This window comes from Streptomyces sp. NPDC002640 (assembly GCF_053592575.1).
The window spans coordinates 210,448-232,349 of record NZ_JBSFVZ010000005.1 but is presented as its reverse complement, the minus strand read 5'-3'; the positions used below and the strand labels follow the sequence as shown (position 1 = coordinate 232,349).

Sequence of the window (21,902 nt, the reverse complement as noted above, 5' to 3'; positions counted from 1 at the left end):
GGGAGCTTCCTGTGGCTGAACCCGTTACCGCGACCGTCCGCAACGCGGCCAAGGCCGTCGTCCTCCACGACGGCCGTGTCCTGCTCCAGCGCGCCCACTGGGAGGGACAGGACTGCTACTTCCTGCCCGGCGGCGGTCAGGAACCCGGCGAGGCCCTCGGCGCCACGGTCCGCCGCGAGGTCCTCGAGGAGACCGGTCTGGACGTCACTCCCGAGCGTCTGCTGTGGCTGCGCGAGTACATCGGCGCCAACCACGGCGGCGCCCCGGAAGACCACCGGGTTGAAGCGATCTTCCTGTGCCGGCCCGAAGGCGACCCGGACAAGCTCGGCGGCCACGCCGAAGACGACGTGCAGACCGGTCTGGAATGGGTGGAGCTGGAGAAGGTGCCCGGTCTCAACCTGCTGCCCCACGGTCTGCGCCCGCTGATCGCCGACCTTGCCCAAGGCGAGTCCCCCACCCGCTATCTCGGCGATCTCGCCTGACGCCGTGGGGAGGATCGACGGCCGCGTCCCCGACGGCGCCACCGAAATCACCACCGGTCAGGCCAACCGCGTCTGGTACATCGGCGGACGCGAGCCGTACGTCCTCAAGCACTACAGCGACCCGGCCCGCGCCGCCAATGAGGCCGCCGCCCTCACTCTCCTCACCCGCCACCGCGCTCCCGGCCCCCGCCTGCTCGATGCTGACGTGGAGGGGCAGCCGGCCTGGACCGCGCAGAGCGCCGTCCAGGCACAGCCTGTCCCCGCCGAAAGGTTTCTCGACGACCTCGCCGGCCCGCTCGCCGCGGTCCACGCCATCGGCGGAACCCACTTCGGGCGTCTCGCCGGAGCTCCCCGTCACCCCACTTGGCGCGCCTACCTCCACGACCGCCTGAACCTCTACACGGCCACAGCACCCGATCTCGCTGCTGCGGCGGTGGTCCTTCGCCGAGACCTCGACCGAGTGAACCTCGACACCGAACCACGGCTGCTCCACCACGACCTTCAGCCCGGGCACCTCGTCCGCACCACAGACGGTTTCGGGCTCCTGCTTGACTGGGAACTCGCCGCCTTCGGCGACCCCATCTCCGACCGCGCCCGCCTCGCCGTACGCCTCCGCCTGCCGGACCCGGGTCCCGTGCTCGCCCACGGGGCCGATCCGGCCGCCCATCAGCGCCTGGCCCTGTACTGGCGCCTCCACCTCCTCGCCGACGCGGCACTGGCCACCGATCCCGCAGTCCGCGCACACGCCGTGTCCCTGCGATGACCATCCTCGAAAGGGAGTCGATCCAGGTGCGACCCAGCCAGCAGATGCACAGCCTCGGCGTCGTTCAATACGGCGCGCCCATCCTGAGGGAGCCTGCCCGCGCCTTCTCGTTCCCTGACGAGCTGCAGACCGCGGACACCGTCATCGCTCAGCTCCTTGACGCCATGGAGCGCATCCGCGGCGCGCACGACTTCTCCGGCAAGGGCCTGGGCGTGGCCGCCCCGCAGATCGGCATCGGCCGGGCCGCAGCGGTCATTCAGGCCCCTGGGATCGACCCCATCGTGCTGCTCAACCCCCGCATCACCGCCGCCTCTACGGAGATCGACGAGAAGTTCGAAGGGTGCCTGTCACTCTTTGACGTGCGCGTTCCAGTTCCCAGGCCCTTGCGGATCACCGTGGAGACGGTAACGCCGGATGGCCGCGCGGCGACCGCGAGCTACGAACGCGGCACGGCGCGGCTCATCGCGCACGAAATCGATCACCTTGACGGTCTCATGTTGCTGACCCGCATGCGGCCCGGCATGACCCCGATCCCCGTCGAGGAGTACCGCAAGAGGGCCGAGGCCACCGGCCGGGCCTGGTCGTACGAGTAGAGGCAACACGACTGGGGTAGTCGCGCCGGCCCCGGAACGCCGGACCAGCCATGCCGCGCGGTCCGAGCATCGACGCCCACAACCCGCCCAGTGGGGTGACTCTGCACACGGATCGGTGCACGTTACGCCGTTGTGCTGCCGACGCCCGGCGGTTCAGGCGTTACGTGGGATCTCCTCCTGATGCCCGGAGGCGGGGCCGCCCCCGCATGCTGCCCCGACCCGACACCGAGTGGACGCGCTCCCCTTCCCAACCCGCTTCGTACCGGACCTCTCTGCTGGGCCTTGCACACCCGCTGCGGATCGGTCGGGTCCATTCGCCACCCGGCCGGTGGCCGCCCCCCACGAGGGTCAGCCGGACCTGACGGCGGCCGCGGCGCGGCAGGTCCTCCAGCGGCATTGTCCGAGGTGGAACCTCGCGGCCATCCAGCGGTGGGCGGCCGGCGGCCTGCCGCCCGTGGCGGCATCACGAGGCGCATGAACGATCAGTACGGAAGTGACCAGGAGCCAACTGCGATGCGTCGTCACAGCCAGCAGTCCTGCGGCGGGGCCAGAAGGCGGGCGAAGGGGGATGTCCGGGTCGGGGCCTAGCTTTCCTGCGTCCCAACCACCGACGGTCCAGGAAGCCTTCATGACGACACAGCCCTACGGCCCTTCCGGCCCCACCCCCGCCGCTGGCAGCGCGTACGGCTCACCCAGCCACGCCCCGGCCGCGTACGCGTCCTACGCCCCGGGCCACCCACATGTCGGGCCGGTGCATAGCGGGCCGCCAGCAGGCCCGCTGCTCGCCAACATCGGAGCCCGGCTCGGTGCCCGGCTTCTGGACCTCGTGATCTGGTACGTCGCCTACTTCGTGACGGCGATCCCGCTGATGATCTGGATCGATTCCGGCGCCGGTGCCGCCGGACAGACAGTGCTGGTGGCCTGGCTGCTCACCACCTACGTCCTGTACTTCCCCTTCAGCGTCTGGCGGTTCGGTTCCACCATCGGGAAGAGGATCTGCAAGATCCGCATCGTGCGGAGCCAGTCAGCCCTGCCGACCGGGTTCTGGCGGGCGATGGGACGGGAGACCTTCTTCTTCGTCGCCGCGGTGATTCCGGTCCTCGGCCTTCTCAACCCGCTCTGGTGCTGCTGGGATAAGCCGTACCAGCAGTGCCTGCACGACAAGGTCGCCGACACGATGGTGATCACCCGGTAGAGCGCCCCCAGGCGTAAGCGCTGACCTGCCGACGCAAGACGGCGTTCTCACCAACTCGACAGCGACGCCCCCACCGTGGAGATCCACGGTGGGGGCGTCGCTGCTATGGGTGGGCTTCCAGGCCTTCGCCGGCCGCCGCTACTCCGCGCTCACGGGATCGACGGCGGCTTCCGGAGGAAGGTGCGCCCACCAGATCTTGGCCGAGAGCCTGATGGTCGCATGCGTCGTGTCGGAGGCCGGGTCCCACAGAGCGTAGATGCCGTCATCGGTGTACGTGACGGTGACCGGCGTGGCCTGGGTCGGTCCGGTCGAGCGGGCGCCGCCCTTGCCACCGAACAGGATGCGGGTCGTGTGGCTGCTGGCCTTCACGCCCGGAACGAAGCGGAGCTCGGTCATGGACCACTTGCCGGCCTCCGGCTCCGGGGTGTGCTCGATGACGCCTGCGTCGGAGAAGAGCGTGGTCCAGGTGGTGCGGTCGCTCGCGTCCGTGCCCTTCGCTCCGATGAACAGGCGAAGGCCCTTGGCCGGGCAGCCGTTGCGCCGGGCGTCAACGAGCTGCGGTTCGGCGAGCAGGTAGCCCGTGCGAGTGACCTGATGACCGCGAGTGTCAGCACCCGTGGCCGTCACATGGTCGCCGACCGAGAAACCGCCGAGCGTCCTCTTGAGTTCTTCCGTCATACGCGCGTTCCTTCGTCTGGGAGTCCAGGTGAGTTTCGACGGGGCGAGACCGCCGATTGGAGGCCGCCGACGTCGCGCCGCTCGGTGGTAGGGCGGCGAAGTGGAGCCGATGCTTGTCGAGTCCGCGCCCAGCTCGTAGTCGTGGCGAATCTCCCTCCGCTGCACCCGGGGGCAGACCGTGACCGGCCCGAGGTGGTTCCGCAGGGAGTCGGCCATTTCTGTACGCCCAATGACCACGGCCGCAGCACCCGACGAGACGGGCGGGAGAGCCGCGGGGCGGTGCTGGCGGACAGCATGTGAACGGACCGGTGCGCTCGCAGAGGGTGCGAGCCGCCTCCCCGGCCGGGCGGGCGCGGTTGGAGGCGTGGGCGGCCCTGGACTCGCCCCGCCTCCGGCTTCAGACGTGGATGACCGTGGGCGCGGCGGGCAGCTCGGGGCGCTGGGGAGAGATCATTCGGGGCATCACGCGGCCTTCGAGGACCGATTGCGCGTTGACCAGGGCGAGGATCTCCAGGAGCAGGTCTGCTGGCACGTTCGTCAGCTTCAGGACCTCTGCCGACGAGGCGTCATCAGCCAGCCGTACGGAGCCGGAGCAGTGCGCTCGGGGCGCCGAGGCCCCATCTGGCCGATGCTGAGCCGCTGACCAATGCGACTGCTTGCGGGCGTCGACAGCATGCGGCTGCTCGTACGGGGCGGCCCGCAGCGCTGGCAGTACGTCCTGCATGCGTCGGTTGAGCCTCTGCCGGCTCCGTGTTTCCTCCTGGACCCTTTGCTGCATCGCACGGGCAGCCCCGAAGGTGCTCAGGTAGTCGGGCAGCAGACGCCTGATGATCTGACGGGCCTTGCTTTCGCTGGAGGTGTCGATCCCCACGGTCACGGGCTCGGCTCGCCATCCGCAGTACTCGGACGGGTAGCCGCCGCGCACCGTGAGCCGCCTACCTGCCGCGCCCTTGCGGAAGCTGCCCTCATGCGTGAGCGACAAGCTCATCCCGCTGGGGTGCGTCAGGAGGACGCTCACGAAGTTCACGGAGGCGACCTGGTGACGCCAGCCTCCGCCCTCGACCTGTCGGTCGTTGAACTCGGCAGCGAGCGTCCGGCCGATCCGATGGGCCAACTCCTGCCGTTCCCGGCGTTCGGCGTCGAGCCGTTCGGCGCGAGCCTGCGGCGTCCAGGAACGGGTCATCTCCGGGGGCGTCCCCTGCTGTTCACCCACAGCGGTCACAGGGAGCCTCCCTCCACGTCGACAAGACCCCGAGTGGCCGAGTCGTAGATCGCCCCGTGGAAGGGCTTCCGCGCGAGGCGGTCAAATCGGGCCGTGTCGAACGAGGCGAACTGAAGATCCACCCCGTGGGACGTCAGAAGCCGGGCGAACTCCAGGTCGGTGCTCTCCGGGTAGACCCGCTTGTCAGGCACCAGGTCGGCTGCCTGCCAGTGGAAGTGCTTCTCGTAGCGCACCACTACGCGAGTGACGTGGTTGTACACCAGGACGTGCAGGTAGGCACCACGCACGTACACATGCCAAGTGTCCCGGTCACAGGTGTAGCCGAGCAGGAGGGTTCGCTCCGCGCCGGGGATGTCCTGGGTGTCCACCGCGCGCAAGTGCTTGGTTTCGCTACGCAGACGGTTGAGGTCGGCAAGGTTCATGACAGCTCCAGGAAGGCGTTGGGAAAGCCCACTGAACCGCCGAACCCCGATAGCGTCGTCTTCTCGCGAATTCACCGAAGAAGCAGCCCGGCCCCGGGCGACGCCTCACATGGAGGGGTCGGACATCAGCCTGCCCGCGGACTCCCCGACCGCAGCCTGAAGAATGCGACAGCTTGAGACGGGGGTACAGAGGCGCAGCGCAGGAGCCTCATTCCGGTTGGAGCGGAACCGCAGGGGGCTTCGAGACGAGAAGCCTGGGCCGGTTGGTCGTACGGTCAATTACCGTCCAGCCGTGTTCGCGCAGGAGGTCGGCATAGGCGGCGACGAGGACGTACTCCTCAGCCGCGACCCCTTCGAAAGAAAGCCCATTGGCGGAACTCGGGAACGGGGTGCGGTGGCTGACGCGTGCCTGAGCTGAACCTGGCGCGCCCGGTGAGCACAGGAATCCAGCCGTGACGACGGCGCCGGTCGCGTCGAACTTCGCCTTGGGGTGGTGTGCCAGGAGAAGCGTGGTCACGGCCGTGGTTACAGGATCGGCCGGTTGCAGGGTGTCCATCTGGTGCCTTCCATCGTCTTCGGTCGGGACGACAGCTTCTTTCCGAGACGGCCTCTTATGGCCTCGAGGACGTGCTCGTCACGAAGACGCTGCGGATGCCTTGAATCGCCTCGTACAACCGGTCTGCGGCTGTACTACCGGGAGCGCCGAGGTCTTCGCGGGCGGCGTCGAGCAGGACCGCCAGGTGCTGGCCGCGGATCCGGCCGCTGGCACTGCGCCTGGCCTGGCTGAGTGCGGCGTGGAGCTGCTGGCGGTAGGCGCCCGGCTGGACCTGGGCGAGCCGGCCGCGCCGCGAGTCGACCCGTCCGGCCGCGACGTAGAGGTCGCTGCGGAGCCCCGCCGGAATGCGCAGGTAGGCCTCGTCGTCCAGATCGGGCAGCGGAACCCAGGCCTCCTCCGCCGCGATCGCGGCCCGGGCAGCGGCATCCCGGCCGGCATGGGCCGGGCCGCGTCCGAGAGCGCGCCGCCGGTGCTCGGCCGTCCACCGGACAGTGTCGGTCTTGCGCTGTCGGACGGGAGCGACGGCGCCGAGCTCGGTTCCGTCGGCCAACACCTGGTAGCCGCCCCGATAGGTGGGGTCGGGCTCCAGCCGCCAGGCGCGGCCGCCGATCGTGCCCAGGTCCACCGGACCGGTCTCCTGCTGCGCCGCGGCCGGGGACAGGTCCTGAAGTGCGCGGAGCAGTTGCCGCGCTTCCTTGCTGCGGCCGAGTTCTGCGGCGTCGAGGGCAGTGAGCTGCTGGAGGTCGGCTTCGCCGGGCACCCGCAGCGCGGTGCGCAGGGCGGCTTCCCGGACAGCCTGCGGGAGCCGGGCCAGCTTGCCGGCGCGCTCCGATGCGATGGCCAGTGGGATCACGGCGGCGACCAGAGCGTTCTGGTTCGGCTCGGTCAGTGCGGCGAAGGCGGCAGCCACTGCGGCCGCCGAACCGGGGGCCGGGGCGCGGCGCAGCCCGTCTCGGACGACCGCGCCCGCGGCCTGCTCGCGGTTGGCGAAGTGCTTCTGGCCGTGGGGCGGCTGCAGCGGCATGGCGTGGCTGGTCCGGGCGGACCAGCCCAGGAGCGAGGTGCCGTGCAGGGAGTGTTCGGGCTGGATGCTGCCCGCGATCTCACCGTCGCGCAGCACCCGCCAGCGGCTGTGATCGTCTTCGTAGCGCACCAGCGTCCACCCGGCCCCGCCGTGCAGGCCCAGGTCCTCGATGGCGACAGGAGCCCTGGGTTCGTCCTGTGCGGCGTCGGTGTCCTCGTCGCTGTCGGCCGGGTCCGGACCGGGGGTGTGGTTGTCGTCGTGTCCGGCGGTCGTGTCCGGTGCGGGGGCCTTCTGGGCTGTGTCGAGCTCCGCTTGCAGGGCGGCCAGCTCCCGGCGGTGCCGCTCGCGTTCCTCCTCCAGCAGGCCGTTCAACCGGCCGTTCTCGGTCTTGAGTTCTTCGCGGTGGGTCTGGAGTTCGTCAAGACGGGCGGCCAGGCCGGTCTTCTCGCTTTGGGCGGCGGCGAGGTCGGCGGCCGTACGCCGATGCGTCTCCTCAAGACGGGTGTGCTGGCCGGACAACTCCTCCAGGCGACGGTGCTGCGTCTCGGCTTCGCCCTGGAGCCGGCCATGGGCGGCGAGGAGCTGGCGATGCTCGCCGGTAAGGGCGGTGTGGGCCTGCTCCAGTTCCTCGTGCTGCGTCTTCAGCAGGTTGTGCGCGCCGCTGAGCTGCTGGTGGGTGTCGCGCAGCTCGCGATGCGCCTCGGAGAGCTTGTCGAGCGCGGCGCGGTCCGCGGTGGCGCGCCTGTCGGCGTCGGCCGCCTCGCCCAGCGAGCAGGCCGCCTCCAGCAGGGCTGCCTGCCGCTCGGCGCGGGCATGCTCGGCGGCCTGCTCGCTGCGGGAGGCCTCCTCGCGGGCCGCCTCGGCATCGCCCACGGCCTCCTCACGCCGCTGTTCGGCCTGGCGGACCTTCTCGGCGGCGTCGCTGGTGACCTGTTCGATGTGAGCGGCGACCGCCGCGGTGTCCGAGCCGGCCTGCTGCCCCTGGTGCACGGCCTCCAGCGCGGTCAGTACCCGGGGCAGCAGGGAGGCGAGGACCTGCTCCTCGCGGGCGCCCCGGGCTACGGCCTGCTGCACCGGTACGGGCTCCGGCCGTGCCGCACGCTCCTTCTCCAGGTCCTTGCGTGCCCGGTAGGCCCTCTGACGGTCGCGCGGGTTGTTGTGCTGCACGCAGAACTTGGTCGGCGTGCCGGATTTGCCCGGCGGGCGCGGTGCGCGGGCGTTCGTGCAGTCGGGGAAGTCGCAGTCGGCGCCGCCGAACCCGGCCTCGATGAGCTTCCTGGCCAGCCACTCGTCCGTGGCGGCCGCCTTGCCGCGCCGGAGGGTCTTCGTGGTCATCGCTGCTCTCGTCTCCCGGCCGTTTCAGTTCTCGTCGCGGTCGATGATCATCGGGTCCGCCACGGGGCGCCCGGACTCGTACGTCGCCTCTCCGCCGTCGTACTCGCCTCCGTGCCGGGTGACGATCGCCTCCACCTCGCGGTGTCGCTCGTCGAGGCCACCTACCTCGACGTCGCGCGCGGCCAGGAGCCGCCACTTCGGCGTGACTGCGGGGTCCGGCTCGTCGAGACGGGTGACGTAGTCCGCCAGGTCCTTCGCGCATCCCTCGGCGCTGGTCCGGTCGGGGAAGTACGCCCAGTGCGTGTAGGAGATCGTGCTCAACGTTCCCCGCCGGCGTGCTGGTTCAGCAGGGTGTCCAGTGCCTGGGCCGCTGAGCGGGAGAGCTGCGGGCGGTACAGCGCGAACCATGCCCGGATGCCGTCGATCGTCTGTGTGGCGTCGTCCTGCCACGCCGCGACGACCTCCCGGGCCCGCGCGCTCGCCAGATCGGCGTAGGCGGCGGGGACCTCGTTGGCGATGACGTCGCTGATGCGTTCGGCGAGGGTTCCGGTGGTGCCGGGGACTTCCTCGGCCTCCAGGCGGTCGACCTCGGCGCGCAGCGCGGTGGCCTTCTCCGCGAACATCCGCTCGTTGTCCGTGCGGGGACCGGCGTCGGCCGGAGGGATGCGGTCCTCCAACTCGGCTGCCCTCTGGCGCAGTTCAGCAGGACTCGGCATGGCTTTCCCCGTTCGGGTTGAAGGTGGAGGGCGGCTGACGCGTGAGCGGGGGGTCAGCCGAGGTGCCGGCCGAGGAGGACCGCGGCCAGGAGGACGGGCGCGAAGATGCCGGCCAGGTTGATCAGGTTCATGAGCGGACCGTCACCGCTGCCGCGCCATCGCCGTCGTCTCAACGGGTTCTCCTCGCTTCCCGGCGCCCGGGGTCCGCGTTTTCGTGCCCGGCTGGTCACCGGGTCGTTCCGCACCGTAGAGCATGGATCTTGAACTTACAACTCAACTCAAACGCGATAACTATTGAGTCGTAACCGCCTGATGCGTAACTGCCGCTGAACTGCGCTGAGGCTCTGTACGCCGTTCTGAGGCGTGATGTGCATTCCCGGCCCGGTCCATACCGCCAGCGCCATCGCGCGTTCAGATCGCCTCCTGCGCCTTCGGTGCGGATCGGACGGGCTTCCGGCGTCGCATTTAGTTGAATCCCGTACGGGCGGGTGTCGGCCCTGCGCCGGGCTCTGATTCCGGATACTCTCTGCTTAGCCGGAATCAGAAACTGCGGGGGACACGACAACCCGCGTAGGCAGGTATCCGGCACACACAACAACTTCGCCAGGACGGCCCGAGAGCGCAGGGGGAGAAGATGACGGGGGAGATCCCGCAGCAGCAGGTACCGGCGGACGCGGGGCTGTTCCCGGAAGCCAACCTGCCCGGCGAGGAGATCTACCTGGGCCCCCCGAGTAGCGGGAAGACCAGCGCCGCCGACCAGTTCCGGGCCCAGCTCGCGGCAGAGGGAGCCCCCTTCCGGGAGAAGACCGTGATGCGCGGCGGCCGCGAGTTCATCGAGTTCCACGTTGCGCGACCGGAGGCCGGCCCCATCTCGCCCAGTCCGGCCATGTCGGCACGCCCGCTGGTCTTCATCCGCGACGAGATGGCCGAGGTGCTGCGCGAAGTGGAGGCGGAGACCAGGCTCGTCCGTGTCCACGGCGGCCGCGTCGACCACACCGCCCACCAGGAGCGCCCCGGCCGGTGGCGCATGGCCTGCGGCACCCTGCCCGTGAGCCCGCACGACTTCGAGCGCTCCCTGTGCGGCACCCCCTGCCTCGCCTGCGACCGCGCGCTGCACCTCGCCGCCGCCGACACGGCCGCCGCCGCCCTGCGGGCCCACACCGCAACCGTGCAGCGCCGCCGGGCCGCCGGCCAGCCACCGCTCCCCGGCAGCGAACCCCGCCCGAACGCCGCCGCCGAAGCCACCGCCCGCGCGCACGAGGAGCAGCCCGCGTCATGACGTCGACCGAACTCGTCCCCGCCGCCGGGCCCGGCCGCACTCCGGCCGTCCGGCGCCGGCGCCGCGCCGAGCCGGACATCGTCTCTCCGGCCGGCGAGCGGATCTCGGCCTCGGCCGCCCGCAAGCTCACCGACTCCGTCCCCCGCAACTCCCACAACGCCCGGGCCAGCCGCTGGCGTTCCTACGCCCTGTGGTGCGCCACCTACGACTGGGCCGAGGACGAGCCCAATGCGGTGCTGTCCTACCTCTCCGACCTCGGCGACCGCGGCCACCCCGCGAACTCGATCGAGGCCCACTTCAGCACCCTGCGGGCGATGCGCGCCATCCAGGGCACATCGCTGTCGGAGAAGGAGGTCAAGGCCTGCCAGCTCGTCATCCGCCACCGCGCCGGCGAGGAGGCCGACGATCCGCTGGTAGAGCCCGGCCCGCTCCAGGCCGACGCCGTCGACCTGGACGAACTGCGGCTCATGGTGCGCAAGCTGGACCGCACCACGGCGCGCGGCAAGCGGGACGCCGCCGTCCTGCTCATCGCCTGGTGGATGGCCGCCCGCGCCTCCGAGCCCGCCCGCCTCAACCTGCACGACGCCAAGATCCGCACCGTGCAGATCGAGGACGAGGACGGCCGCAAGCGCCCCCACCAGGCCCTGATCATCAAGATCCGCCGTTCCAAGGCCGACCAGGCCGCGCGCGGGCAGGAAGTACGCATCCTCGCCCCCGCCGACACGGAACTGTGCCCCATCCACGCCCTGCGTGAATGGCTCGACGTCCTCGCCGACGACGGCCAGCTCACCCCCGGCCCGCTGCTGCGCCGCATCGACCGGCACGGCAACATCGGCGTCAAGGCCGCCGGACGGCAGGCCAAGGACGACCGCCGCCGCGGCGGCATCACCGCCGACACGGTCAACGACATCATCAAGGCCACCGCCCGTGCCGCCGAGCTGACTCCCACTCCGACCCCCGAGGAGCGCGCCGCCGCGGCCCGGGCGAGGCAGGAAGCGCTCGCGGCCGCCGACGCCGCGCCCACCGCCGAAGAGGCCAACGCCGTCCTCAAGACCTGGCGCACCGCCCGGCGCGCGGCCCGTGCCGCCGTCCGTCGCATCACCGGCCACAGCTTCCGCCGTGGCTGGATCCAGCAGGCCCTGGCCGCCGGCAGCCCGCCCGAGACGGTCGCCCTGCACTCGCGGCACTCGCTGCGCAGCACCGCCTTCGACGCCTACCGCCGTAAGAAGGTCCCCTGGAAGGAGAACCCGACCCGCTTCCTCGGTCTGGCCGCCTGATCAGCCCAACGAGGTGGCTGCCCCCGGTCGGCAAGAGCCGCTGAGCCGCAGAACGTCGGGGTTACGCCGGGCCGGTCAACCACGGCGGCAGGAAACCCGATCCGGGGGAGACCAGGGCGACACCGTCGGGCAGCCGGTTGTTGACGTGCTCCACAAACGTGCCCGGCAGGCAGGGCGACTCGTGGATCTGGAACAAGGCCTTCACCGCCAGCCGGGGCGTGGACAGCAAGCTCAGGACCCACGCCTGGGTGGCGCTGCGGTCGGCCGGCTGTGCCGTCTTGGTGACCACGACGCGGACCAGACCGTCATGGGCACAGGTCAGCGCGGCGTGGTTGGTCGGGGTGAGCTGCAAGGCCTCGGCGTACAGCAGGCAGTCGTCCCAGGCGATGCCGCTCAGGACGCCGTCCGGAGTGGCGAACACGACACCCCACTGGGCCACCCCGATGGAGGGATCCGCGCCGTCGGACCAGCCGTGCTCGATCATGTGCCGGTACGGGTCGACACGCGGCTTGCCGGGCTGGGCGGAGCTCGGCCACTGGTGCACCACTCCGGGCGCGATGCCGAGCAGGGACCGATTCCCCGGAGCCGTCCAGTTCGCGACGACCAGGGTGAGGCAGCCCGGGCCGCCGTTCCCGTACTGGCGCAGCACGACGAGTTCGGACTCGCGCCGGAGGCCGGCGGACGTGTAGGGCTGGCCAGTCATGGCGGCACGGGCGCGGGCCGCGGACTTGCGAGCGTGGTTCTTCGTCATCGGTACGTCCTTCACAGCCCGCGGCCCATGACCCGCCGGCCGGACAGCACGGACAGGACGAAACGCGCGCTGATGCGGAGCACCTTCGGCCTGATGTACGTCGCGGTCATGGGACGGGACGGGAACCTTCGGCCGCACGGGGGCCGCGCCCGACCATAGCCCCGAGCCCTTCAGGCGGCCAAGGACGTGCCACCCGCCCGGGTGAACGCCCACCGAGATGAGCCGGCCGGTGCAGACTGCCCACGATGGAAGGAGACGAGAACGCCCCCTCGACGTCGTCGAGTTCGCCATCGCGCACCTGGCGGAGGACGCCGCCGACACCGGACGCGCTGCCCTGCGGCTGGAGACCCTGCGCCTGCTGATCGCGGACGAGTCCCCCCTGTTTACCTGCGGCGAAGCGGACTTCCCACCCACCGACCCCTGCGACCGGGGCCATCTCCTACCGCGCCACTACGACTGTCCCGCCTACGAGGTGGCCCGGGCCATCGCCGTGACCGACAGCGGGCACCCGGACTTCAACGAGGCCGGGCGGCCCTGACGCCGGCGCCCCGAGAGTGCGGAGCGCCGGCGGCGGGCCTGCGAAACGCCCCTTAACGCAGCCGCAGCACCACCACGGTGGCGTCGTCCCGGTAGCCGCTCTCCTCGGCCTCGGCCGCCCCCACCAAGGCGTCGGCGAGGGCCTGCGGCCCGTCCGAGTGCTCGCTGCACAGCCGGGTGATCGTCTCCGCCCTCACCTGGTCGGACACTCCGTCGGACATCACCAGCACGAGGCGGGCCCCCGCCTCGGGGATCTGCACCTGCCGGCACGTCGCCGCGCTGGACTGCGCCAGCCCCAGGCGGGCCCAGTTGTCGTGCTTCGCGGCCTCCAATTGCACAGCCGCACCACCGTTCCACCGCAACCAGTTCCCCATGGTTTGGTCGTCGGACCAGAGGGTGAGCCCGGTGTCCTCCCGCCAGCCGTACGCCCGGCAGTCCCCAATCCAATGGACGGACGTCGGCTGCCCCGGCTGCGCGCAGGCGAACACCGCGGACGCGTGCGGCGGCCGGTTGTAGGCCGCGGCCATCTGTCCGGCCGTCATCAGCCCCGGCAGCCCGCCCAGCTCCATCCCGATGTGTGTGATCACCGGCGGGGTGAGCGCGGCGTACCGCACGGTGTCCGGGTGGTGCCCGGCCCCGTCCACCACGGCCGCGCACACCGTCTCCCCGCGCCGCTGCACGTCGACTCCGTCTGCGCAGGGGGGCTCCGTGCCCGGCCGCTGCGCCAGACCCACCGCGATCACTGTGCCCCTGGTTGCTTCCTTCACCACGTCCTCCTTCATCCCGGGGCCGGCGTGGCCCCTCCCCTACAGGCCCGCCGGGACAGAAGAGTGCGTTGGATACCGAAATTGAGGCTGGTGGGGCAGAAGTGGCGCCGCCAGGGGAAATGCGGTCCGGGGCCGAGGGCCAGTAGCGTAGGGTGGTCCTACCGACGCGGGGTGGAGCAGCTCGGTAGCTCGCTGGGCTCATAACCCAGAGGTCGCAGGTTCAAATCCTGTCCCCGCTACCAACGCACCGGCCCCCTCCGACATGAAGTTCGGAGGGGGCCGGAAGCATGTAGGCGCTCGCCCACCGCCAGCCGTGTGATGCCTCTACTCCGCGCCGCGCTGCGCCTCGAGGGCCGACATCATCACCTCGTACGTCTGCTGCCTGCGGGCCGCGTGCTCAGGGCTTGCCAGGTAGCGCAGGTGCTCCTCGTGGTCCCGCACTCTCTCCTCGTGCCGTCGGCGCCGCTGCTCGGCGACCCGCGGTGACGGCGCGGTGCGTATCGCTTCCGCGGCCACCCCCGGGTCCGGGGTGTCCACGGACATCTGGACCCGGGCGAGGACGTCCCGGCCGGCGGCGCTGGACTCCAGCCACATCACCATGCCGGGGTCTTCGTCGAACGCGAGGCGCAGCCGCTCCCGGCCCGGGGCCGTTTCCGCCAACGGGAGCAGTACGGCCGGGTCGTTGCCGGCGTGGACCAGGGCCGAGGCTTCCGGGTCTTCCTTGATGAAGGTGGCGATCCGCTCCAGGAACGCGGCCATGCGCACCAGCGCGGCGGAGTCCGGGTGGTAGGGGCGCGGCCCCGGGTCGCCGTGCTCCCACGTCCGCGACGCCTCGATCTGCTCGTTGATGTCCACCCGAACCCCTACCCCTCGTGATCTTCGAACCCTGACCCTACGAGGTTGCACAGCGGGCCGGTACAGCAGCCGGGGGTGCGATCTGCATCCGGGTGCCGTTCCAGAGCACCGTCTCCGCGGGCAGGATGAGCAGTCCAGCCTCCCCGTCCTGCCAGGCCGCGCCGGTACGCCGCACCTGGACGGCCGCACCGCCCGCGCCGGCCATGTAGACGGTGGGGTCGACTTCCCATCCGTGCTGGGCGAGCCACGCCTCCAGCTGGATCATGTCCGACGGTGTCGCCCCACGCGGCCACTCGTACGTGCTCTCGCTGCTCATGGTCATCGGGCTCGCCGCCGCGCCGAGCAGGTACGCAAAGCCGTGATGAGTACGCCACCGTGACGGATCCCTGTACCGGCTGCAGAGCGCTGGCCAGCCGGTATGCCCGGGGAGAACATGCCCGCGGGCACGAGGCATTCGTTGCGCTGCGTCAGTCAGTGACGGACCCGAGAAACATCTCGGCGACAGCGCCGGGCAGCGCGTCGATCGCGGCGATGCCAGCCTCGAGCGCCCGGCGGGCACGGACGAGCTGCTCGGGGATCTCGGCGGCGCGCACGTCGTCGACGGCGGTCACGGTCGTGCAGGCCAGGAGGTCCAGCAGCGCGTTGGACGCGTGCCCAGCGGCTTCCACGATGGGCCCGGCGCCGCCCTCATTCATCGCATTCAGCAGCTGACGTACCTGGCCCGCCTGCCAGTGCAGGACGCCCATGACGCCCACGCCGTCCGCGCCGGACGCCTTGAGGACCTGCTCGCGGGCCAGGCCGAGCTCGCGGCCGCCGGCACCGCCTTCGAGCATCCGGCCCTCGGTGACCATCCCGGTGCCGATCGACGCCCCGTACAGGGCGTTCGCGAGGATGGCGGCCAGGACCTGCTCGCCGCCGACAGCAGCGGCCTGCTGCGCGAGTTCGACCTCTGAGGGGACGCTGGCGTACACACCGAGCGCCGACAGCGCAGCGGAGATCTCCGAAGCGGTGGGGGCGGGGCTGGCGGAGGAGGGCTGGGGCGGAATCGTCATGGGTCTGAAGGTAGTAGACGCAGGATGGCGCGGAACCGCGTCCGCCTAAAGACGCCCACCGCCACCAGGCCAGTGGTAGGCCCCTTCCTATCGGTGCTGCACAGCCTTCTGGCCATCACGGATGACCCCAGGCCCCGGAGCGGGCTGTCAGGTCCACCCCGCCGCGCGCATCATGCTGAACGACGCTCGCTCGGCCGCCTCCTCTTCATCCTGGTTCACTTCGACGCTCTCCCAGCCCAGGCCCTCGGCGTACCGCAGCACACCGGACAGCGTCTCGTAGTCGTCGGATCCGTGAGGGCCGTCGAAAGGCGAGACCAGGACCGGTGACAGCGCTTGCCGCACCCAGTTGGCGACGACGGCCTCGTCCCCCTTGGGCATCCATGAGTAGTAGGGCACTCGTCCAAGCTCACCCAGCGCCTCTCTCAGGGCCTGGAACTCCGAGCCGGGACGCGGACGGGCCGCGCGATCGAGGGCGTCGGCGAACGTGGTGAGCAGGGCGAGATCCGCTTCGGCTACCTCAATCGACGCCAGGTGCACCACGTTCCCGCCGTCGGGCCCCACCAGCAGCAGCATGTTGGGCGGGTACTCCTCTGTCCCGTCCACCAGCTCCTCCGTCCCCTCGGGTAGAGCATGGCGGACCTGCCAGTACGCCTCGGTGACGTCCTCAATCGGCGCGCCGGGGATCGGCACACCTCCGCTGTCCCGATAGCCCACAAGCTCCCCCTCATGATTCAGAACCATGTCCATGCGGAGCCTCAGGAGCAGGCCATCCAGTTCGTACAGGCCGGCCAGGGCGTCCGGTACGAGCGGCAACAGCATGGTGCGGGTGGGGGAGGGGCGCAGCGGTAGGGGCCGGTCGCCAGCTCGGGTGCGATCGTTCGCCCGCATCGCCTCGGTGAACCGCAGGCCGGCGGCTCGGCTCAGCTCTCGCAGTTCTCGCGTGCGCTTCCGCGACTTTCGGGGCGGATTGGTAGGCATGTCTGACTCCATGCAGCGGCGTGCCCCACGCACACGCCGCTCTGAAGACAGGCATGGTCAGGTGCACGATGCGTCGAAGTACGGCTTGGCCTACCAACGAGGTCTCCGGCGTGGGCGGAAGGCCCCCTTCAGCGGTCGGCGGTCGTGGCCGCCTGCCGGGCACCATACCGGCTCGGCAGCGGCAGGATGAACGGGCAGACATCTCTACCTGCGCCGCCGCGCGCCGTCCGTCAGGGCTTCACCGGCTTCTGCCCACGAGAGCGCGATCGTGGGTGCCTCACCGAGCCGATTGCCCGCGTAGGGGCCGCCGCGCTACCGTCAACGCGGCGGTAGTGATCGCCCGACTCCGATGCTGCGCGTCCCCACGTGACCAGCAGCGCCGGCGGACAAGGTTCTGTCGAATCTCACTCACCGATCACCTGTGCTTGAAATGCCGAAGTGCGGGACGTGGGACCGCACGGGATGACGAGCACGCGTGACGCGCAACCGCAAGAAGAAGTTGGCCATCCGAGCCGAGGCCGATGGCGGCAGCCACGCCCGTGCCGCCCGACTTCACACCCCCGCCCCCAAGGAAATCCTGACGGCCGACCTCCATGACCGCCTGATCAACGCGTTCCAAGTCGAGGGCTGGCCTGTAGAGACCGACGGGTTTCCCGAAGGCGGCATCTGGACCAGCTGGCTTGGGCCGGTCTGGTCCATGCTCTCCCGGCCGGGTGGAACGGACACCGAGGCAGATCCCGACGACCCGGATCATTACGACCTCACCACCGTCCCTGAGCTGACCCTCATCACGCCCAAGATCCCCATCAACTCCGGGGAAGCGATGGTGCTCACCCTGCCTGGCACCACACCACTCACGGACATCGTGCACACGGTAGGAGAAGAGCTCGGACGCGCCCGTGCATCCAAGGTCGACGAACTGGTCAATAACGCGCAATGCTCCCTGTGTGGCGACAGGTACCCGGCCGCCCACCTGCTGCCGGCCACCGAGCACGACCGGCTTCTCCACTGCCCCTTCTGCGTATTCGACGGCGACACCCTCGGCGGTCACCCGCTGCGCCTGGCCTACCTCATCGACGCGCTGACCGACGAGGATGCCGCCGCGCCAGCAGGCTGGTCAGCAGTGACCGCCCTCTTGGCCTGCGCCGCCGGCCCGGACTTCCGCGAACGACTCGAAGGCGACGACGGCGTTCTGCGGCTACCGCTACCGCACTGGTTCGACCCGGGCCAGGTCTGGGTGTGGCTTCCGCCCGGCGACTTGCCGCCGGCCCTGCAGGGACTGGGACCAGGCACAAGCCTGAACACCCTTGTCATGGCGGTCGAGGCCGCCCACCCCGACCTGCGCGACCGCTTCCACGCCGAAATGGCCGGCATCCTGGAAGAGGACGAGAAGGACAGCCCTCCAGCAGCGCAGGACTACCTGGTCGAACAGCTGTGGCCGGCTGTCATCTGCTACGCCGTCACCACGGCTACCCAGTTCAGGGAACGACCGCACCGCCAATCACCATGGGACCTCCTCACCGACGGCTTCGAAGAGGGCACTCTGGCCGACCACTTCCACCAGATCGGCAGCACCCTGATCCCCCAGTCCTTCCGGTCGATGCTCACTCTGACGATCGGTGTGCCGCTCATCTCCAACGTCCTCGGCTTGAAGCCGGATTACGAGCACTGACAGCTCGCGCCCACCGACACCGGTCCAGCTCTGGCCCTCTCCCTGCGGGGAGAGGGCCAGAGCTGGACGCAGCGTGACAGGAGCAGCTCACGACTTCCGGTGCATGGCGGTTCCTACCAGAATCGCAAGGCGCGCTCACAGACTGGAGGTGCACGGGCAGAGCCCGCGCCGGGGGCGGGCTGCATCCCCGCTGCCGCAGGAACCAGTGGGAGGCCGGCTGCTCTCCGGGACCGAGTTTGCCGTTCAACGGCACCCCAGCTCAAGCCCGACTTCGGTCGCGCCTCGCTCAGTCACTCGATGCCAACTGGCATCGTTGACAGCGGAGCCCGCCCGGAGGCCCTTCGCACGTCGTCCCGGGCGGGCCACCGACGGCCATCCGCTGTTCAGAGTGTGCAGCTCCCTACCCCACGGGTCACGCCGTGGGCGTCTCCGCAACCGGCGTGAGGTCCGATACTCGGCGCCCCAGGATTCGGACCGCACACGGACCGCACATGTCTCCGGCTCCCGTGACGTACAGCTGGGCGTCGGTTGTGTAGCACTTCGGGCAGTACGGACGTCCGGTAGTCTGCGCGCGCTCCTCTGCTGGGCACAGGCGCGGACCTCCGATCAGGCCGGTGATGATGACACGGCCGCAGTGCGCGCACTCCAGGCCGTACAGCGCATCACGTTCACAGCGGGGACACCGAGCACCGGCCGGAACTACCGCTACCGGGGCAGGCGAGAAGGCTGAGATCGGAGCGATCAGGCCGACGGCCTTGAAGCATCCCGGGCGGGAAACGGCGATCGCGGTGGTGTGAGAGGCGGTCATAGTCGAGGGGCTCCTTCGGAGAGGCCGGGGCGTCGGCCTTATTGAGCCCGAACCGTTCGGGGCCGACACAGCTCCGGCGAATCCCGCCCGCGTCCATGAGCTCCGAAGAAGACGGCCTCCGTATCGCGGCCGCGGCGCAACCGCGCCTCGCCACCCTGCGTTGACTCGGCGCCGATCCCGCTGCGGAGGTCGCTGGGCGAGGAGGGTGAGTACAGCCCCACCGCACCGCACCGCACCGCAGGGAGACCCCGCACGCCCATGGGCGTTGATTTTCCGGCCGGCGCCGCTCCGTCTCAGGCTCTCAGCGGCCTTCCTCTTTCGGGGCCGTACGGCGATGCCGCCCTTTCCCCGGGCCGAGCGCGGGGCGATCCCACTCGGTCGGCTTCTCCTTCACCGGCTGCGGCGGATACAGCAGCGCCTTCGCGGCGTCCAGGTTCTCGACGACGCCGATCGTCTCCCACTCGGTGCCGTTCCACTCCTGAATGACCCGAGGAGCGTCCGGCTCGACGTGCGCCGCTCGATGCCGGTCCTCGGTGAGTGGCACCGCCCGCAGTCGGCCTTTCGAGGCGGCCCGGCGCTCCTCGCGCCGCCGTGCCCACTCTTCCAGCGGTTCCTCGTTCATCGGAGCATCGTGGCGCAAGCGCGCTCGGCCCGGCCACCCTCGCACGTCAAGCCCGCCCGGCGTCTCTCGGGACAGCGGCGCCGGGAGCCAGCCATCTACGACTCCCTCCACCGCGCCCGCACCGAACCGAGCATCGCGGCCTGAACCGGCACCGCGCCCGGCCGGCTCCCGCAGGCCGGCGAACCGCCCGCCGCACGGGGACGGCGCGGCGGGCGCCGCTGATGCTCCTACTTCACCCGTTGGAACCGGGAGACCTCCACGGCCCACTGCGCCACCGCTTCAAGGTCTCCCCGCGGCCGCGGCCGGCCGGCCGCGGCCGCGATCCGGGGGTAGGCCGGATGCATGTCGTGATCGGCCCCGGTGACCAGAGCGGACAGCAACGGCGCGGTCCCCGCGCGGCTCCGGTCCACCTCGATGAGCACGCTGGTTTGCTGGCTCCGCTCGAGGGCGGGCAGACCCGGCGGGAGCTGGGCGCGAATCTGCGCCCAGGTGAGCGTCGTGCCGGTTGCTGCCGCCTTCTGCAGGATGGTCTTGACCGCGGCGGCCAGCGCGTCGAGCTTCACCCGCGCGGGGCTCTCCGGCTTCCCGGCCGCCGTGGGCTTCGTGCGGGCACGGGGCTCAGTGGCCGGGGTGCGCGCCGGGTGTCGCTGTCGCGCCTTGCGACCCCAGCTGGCGACCCGCTTGCGTTCGGGGTCCCTGAGGTTGGGGCCTGCGATGTTCGCGGCCCTCGTCAACTCCTCCACCAGCTGCGCCAGCTCATCGTCGGCCAGGAGGTCGCTCTCACGGTCGAGCCGCTCCAGCAGGGCACGCGCTCGTGCTGCCGACTCCTTCGCCCGGTTCGGCCTCTTGCTCTTGGCCGGCGCCGGTCTCTTCGCGGCGGGGGCCGCCCGGTGGTGCAACGGCCTGCGCAAGGCCGCCTTGGCTGGGGACTGATCGGCGTAGTCGTGCTCGCGCAGATAGGCGCGGGCCGCGGCCAGGATGCGGTGCTCCTCGGCGCTGGCACCCCGCCGGGTCAGGGACGCGGCCTGCTGAATCCCCGCGCGGACATCCCACGCCCGCCGTTCGCGGACCGAGCCCTCCAGTTCCTTGAAGATGCGGCGCTGGTACTCCTCGTGGGTGGCCAGCCACGCCTTGGCCTCCGCCAAGGCCCTCTCAGCCTCGGCCCGCGCCGTGGAGGACAGGCCGTCCAGGAAGGCGCTGCTGCCGTTGCAGAGCCGGCGCACGTGGTCCACCGTCCCCGTCCGCTGCGCCGCCTCCAGGCCGCGGACGAACGTGACCACACTCTCCGGCAGAGCTCCTCGGCCGGCAGACGGCCCCGGTACGGCTGACCGGCTTCCGGCGGGGGCACGGTCGCGCAGGATGCGGGAGGCGGCAGGGGTGAGCAGGCCCTCGTCCGTCCACGTGCACTCGCTGAACGGGACCCACTCGGTGGGGCGGGCTAGGCTCTGGGTTCCGACCCACACGCGGCGACTCGCGCCGTCGCTGTCGCACCTGACGCGGTAGACGTAGGGGCAGCCTGCGAGCACGTCCGGAGCCGGCACCACGCCGGGGCCGAGGATCACGGCGCCCTGACGCTCCCAGTCCGGCTCCACGGCGGCGTCCATGTGGATGCGCAGGGGAAGGCCGTCCTCCAGGTCGACGTCGACGAGGGAGCCGATCGGCGGCGGAAAGGCGAACCGGGCGGCTCGGCCGAACTCGAGCAGCGAGCGCGACATCGCCGACTTCACGTACAGGTGATCCGCGCTGGACTCGCCGACGGACGGTCGACGGCAGGTGTTCGGGGCGCCGTTCGGCAGCGGATTGTGCTGGAAGTGACACTGGCGATCCACGTAGAGCTTGGTGGCGAGCTGGCCCCCGCAGCCGCCCAGGAGCAGCCCGCACCAGAACGTGTCTTGCTGGTGGGCGTGCCGGAAGACGTCGAGCTCGATCGCCTCGGTCGGCAGGATGATCGGGACATCGGAGTGTTCATCACCGATGACCGCGGTCTGCACCAGTCTCGTGTCCCGCACCACGTCGCCCCCACTGAACTCTCTGCAGCAAACGATAGATCGCTGGATACAGACGCGAGGGAGTTCCACCGACAGCGGACCCACCAGTAGGCCGGCAGGGCAACCGGCGGGCCGGAACGTACCGAGTGGACGTCCGCGCCTGGGCTCCAGATGAGGGGGTCAGGAGCAGTTGAAGCCGCCCGGCGCCGTCCGCACAAGACGCGTCGGTACTCCTCGGCCGCCGGCGCCGTGGGCTCCGTGGTGAGAGGCCGTAACGAACCAGTCGTACAGCCGTGCGGCATCGCTCGTTCAGGACAGGTCAGGGAAGGG

Annotated in this window: 23 protein-coding genes and 1 tRNA gene; 9 read left to right on the top strand and 15 right to left on the bottom strand. The window is 70.7% G+C overall.

Annotated elements, in window-relative coordinates; all coding sequences use genetic code 11:
• Positions 1 to 11 precede the first annotated feature (11 nt).
• The 4 genes from ACWD3O_RS09525 to ACWD3O_RS09510 all read left to right on the top strand — a co-directional run bounded on the left by ACWD3O_RS09525 (position 12) and on the right by ACWD3O_RS09510 (position 3,033).
• The gene (locus tag ACWD3O_RS09525) at positions 12 to 482 is read left to right on the top strand and encodes an NUDIX domain-containing protein (RefSeq protein WP_451415437.1); all 471 of its coding nucleotides are present in this window, start codon (positions 12 to 14) and stop codon (positions 480 to 482) included.
• Positions 483 to 486: 4 nt separating this feature from the next.
• Positions 487 to 1,245 carry a phosphotransferase family protein gene (locus tag ACWD3O_RS09520; protein WP_451415436.1) on the top strand — a complete coding sequence of 253 codons (759 nt, stop codon included), beginning with the start codon at positions 487 to 489 and terminating at the stop codon, positions 1,243 to 1,245.
• Positions 1,242 to 1,838, top strand: coding sequence for a peptide deformylase (locus ACWD3O_RS09515; RefSeq protein ID WP_451415435.1), 597 nt, complete (start codon positions 1,242 to 1,244; stop codon positions 1,836 to 1,838). Before ACWD3O_RS09520 ends, ACWD3O_RS09515 begins: the two co-directional genes overlap by 4 nt.
• 628 nt (positions 1,839 to 2,466) lie before the next feature.
• Positions 2,467 to 3,033, top strand: coding sequence for an RDD family protein (locus ACWD3O_RS09510; protein WP_451415434.1), 567 nt, complete (start codon positions 2,467 to 2,469; stop codon positions 3,031 to 3,033).
• A gap of 138 nt (positions 3,034 to 3,171) precedes the next feature.
• Here the strand turns inward: ACWD3O_RS09510 and ACWD3O_RS09505 are convergent, their stop codons facing one another.
• From ACWD3O_RS09505 to ACWD3O_RS09475, 7 genes are all read right to left on the bottom strand, one after another.
• Positions 3,172 to 3,711 carry a hypothetical protein gene (locus ACWD3O_RS09505; RefSeq protein ID WP_451415433.1) on the bottom strand — a complete coding sequence of 180 codons (540 nt, stop codon included), beginning with the start codon at positions 3,709 to 3,711 and terminating at the stop codon, positions 3,172 to 3,174.
• Positions 3,712 to 4,108: 397 nt separating this feature from the next.
• The gene (locus ACWD3O_RS09500; protein WP_451415432.1) at positions 4,109 to 4,933 is read right to left on the bottom strand and encodes a hypothetical protein; all 825 of its coding nucleotides are present in this window, start codon (positions 4,931 to 4,933) and stop codon (positions 4,109 to 4,111) included.
• Positions 4,930 to 5,355 carry a hypothetical protein gene (locus ACWD3O_RS09495; protein WP_451415431.1) on the bottom strand — a complete coding sequence of 142 codons (426 nt, stop codon included), beginning with the start codon at positions 5,353 to 5,355 and terminating at the stop codon, positions 4,930 to 4,932. The genes ACWD3O_RS09500 and ACWD3O_RS09495 overlap by 4 nt, the downstream gene beginning before the upstream one ends.
• Positions 5,356 to 5,563: 208 nt before the next feature.
• Positions 5,564 to 5,911 (bottom strand): hypothetical protein, encoded by a 348-nt coding sequence (locus tag ACWD3O_RS09490; protein ID WP_451415430.1) that lies wholly within the window; start codon positions 5,909 to 5,911, stop codon positions 5,564 to 5,566.
• Positions 5,912 to 5,966: 55 nt separating this feature from the next.
• On the bottom strand, positions 5,967 to 8,270 hold the full coding sequence (locus ACWD3O_RS09485; protein ID WP_451415429.1) for a hypothetical protein: 2,304 nt from the start codon (positions 8,268 to 8,270) through the stop codon (positions 5,967 to 5,969).
• A gap of 24 nt (positions 8,271 to 8,294) precedes the next feature.
• Positions 8,295 to 8,591, bottom strand: a complete 297-nt coding sequence (locus tag ACWD3O_RS09480) for a ribonuclease E inhibitor RraB (RefSeq protein ID WP_451415428.1) — start codon at positions 8,589 to 8,591, stop codon at positions 8,295 to 8,297.
• Complete coding sequence (locus ACWD3O_RS09475; RefSeq protein WP_451415427.1) at positions 8,588 to 8,986, bottom strand: hypothetical protein; 399 nt, start codon at positions 8,984 to 8,986, stop codon at positions 8,588 to 8,590. The genes ACWD3O_RS09480 and ACWD3O_RS09475 overlap by 4 nt, the downstream gene beginning before the upstream one ends.
• 634 nt (positions 8,987 to 9,620) lie before the next feature.
• Here ACWD3O_RS09475 and ACWD3O_RS09470 point away from each other — a divergent pair.
• Both ACWD3O_RS09470 and ACWD3O_RS09465 read left to right on the top strand, forming a co-directional pair.
• Positions 9,621 to 10,265: a hypothetical protein gene (locus ACWD3O_RS09470; RefSeq protein ID WP_451415426.1), complete on the top strand. Its 645-nt coding sequence runs from the start codon at positions 9,621 to 9,623 to the stop codon at positions 10,263 to 10,265.
• A complete protein-coding gene (locus tag ACWD3O_RS09465; RefSeq protein WP_451415425.1) occupies positions 10,262 to 11,542 on the top strand; it encodes an integrase in 1,281 nt (426 codons plus the stop codon). Before ACWD3O_RS09470 ends, ACWD3O_RS09465 begins: the two co-directional genes overlap by 4 nt.
• A 61-nt stretch (positions 11,543 to 11,603) precedes the next feature.
• On the opposite strand, the gene ACWD3O_RS09460 is transcribed toward ACWD3O_RS09465, so the two are convergent.
• Positions 11,604 to 12,293: a hypothetical protein gene (locus ACWD3O_RS09460; RefSeq protein ID WP_451415424.1), complete on the bottom strand. Its 690-nt coding sequence runs from the start codon at positions 12,291 to 12,293 to the stop codon at positions 11,604 to 11,606.
• 229 nt (positions 12,294 to 12,522) lie between these two features.
• Here ACWD3O_RS09460 and ACWD3O_RS09455 point away from each other — a divergent pair, with 229 nt between their 5' ends.
• Entirely contained in the window at positions 12,523 to 12,831 is a 309-nt protein-coding gene (locus tag ACWD3O_RS09455; protein WP_451415423.1) for a hypothetical protein, read from the top strand.
• A gap of 52 nt (positions 12,832 to 12,883) precedes the next feature.
• Here the strand turns inward: ACWD3O_RS09455 and ACWD3O_RS09450 are convergent, their stop codons facing one another.
• Positions 12,884 to 13,597: a hypothetical protein gene (locus tag ACWD3O_RS09450; protein ID WP_451415422.1), complete on the bottom strand. Its 714-nt coding sequence runs from the start codon at positions 13,595 to 13,597 to the stop codon at positions 12,884 to 12,886.
• Between the two features lie 165 nt (positions 13,598 to 13,762).
• Between ACWD3O_RS09450 and ACWD3O_RS09445 the strand changes: the two genes are divergently transcribed.
• A tRNA-Met gene (locus ACWD3O_RS09445) sits at positions 13,763 to 13,839 on the top strand.
• An 82-nt stretch (positions 13,840 to 13,921) separates the two neighbouring features.
• Here the strand turns inward: ACWD3O_RS09445 and ACWD3O_RS09440 are convergent.
• The 4 genes from ACWD3O_RS09440 to ACWD3O_RS09425 form a co-directional block, all read right to left on the bottom strand.
• Positions 13,922 to 14,452, bottom strand: coding sequence for a hypothetical protein (locus ACWD3O_RS09440; RefSeq protein ID WP_451415421.1), 531 nt, complete (start codon positions 14,450 to 14,452; stop codon positions 13,922 to 13,924).
• A gap of 37 nt (positions 14,453 to 14,489) precedes the next feature.
• Entirely contained in the window at positions 14,490 to 14,768 is a 279-nt protein-coding gene (locus ACWD3O_RS09435; protein WP_332758412.1) for a hypothetical protein, read from the bottom strand.
• Between the two features lie 151 nt (positions 14,769 to 14,919).
• A complete protein-coding gene (locus tag ACWD3O_RS09430; protein ID WP_451415420.1) occupies positions 14,920 to 15,504 on the bottom strand; it encodes a DUF6245 family protein in 585 nt (194 codons plus the stop codon).
• A gap of 147 nt (positions 15,505 to 15,651) precedes the next feature.
• Complete coding sequence (locus ACWD3O_RS09425; RefSeq protein ID WP_376620778.1) at positions 15,652 to 16,482, bottom strand: hypothetical protein; 831 nt, start codon at positions 16,480 to 16,482, stop codon at positions 15,652 to 15,654.
• Between the two features lie 475 nt (positions 16,483 to 16,957).
• Here ACWD3O_RS09425 and ACWD3O_RS09420 point away from each other — a divergent pair, with 475 nt between their 5' ends.
• Positions 16,958 to 18,154 (top strand): hypothetical protein, encoded by a 1,197-nt coding sequence (locus ACWD3O_RS09420; protein ID WP_451415419.1) that lies wholly within the window; start codon positions 16,958 to 16,960, stop codon positions 18,152 to 18,154.
• A 1,109-nt stretch (positions 18,155 to 19,263) separates the two neighbouring features.
• On the opposite strand, the gene ACWD3O_RS09415 is transcribed toward ACWD3O_RS09420, so the two are convergent.
• Both ACWD3O_RS09415 and ACWD3O_RS09410 read right to left on the bottom strand, forming a co-directional pair.
• Positions 19,264 to 19,584 carry a DUF6087 family protein gene (locus ACWD3O_RS09415; protein WP_451415418.1) on the bottom strand — a complete coding sequence of 107 codons (321 nt, stop codon included), beginning with the start codon at positions 19,582 to 19,584 and terminating at the stop codon, positions 19,264 to 19,266.
• Positions 19,585 to 19,811: 227 nt separating this feature from the next.
• A complete protein-coding gene (locus tag ACWD3O_RS09410; protein ID WP_451415417.1) occupies positions 19,812 to 21,593 on the bottom strand; it encodes a hypothetical protein in 1,782 nt (593 codons plus the stop codon).
• Between the last annotated feature and the right edge of the window lie 309 nt (positions 21,594 to 21,902).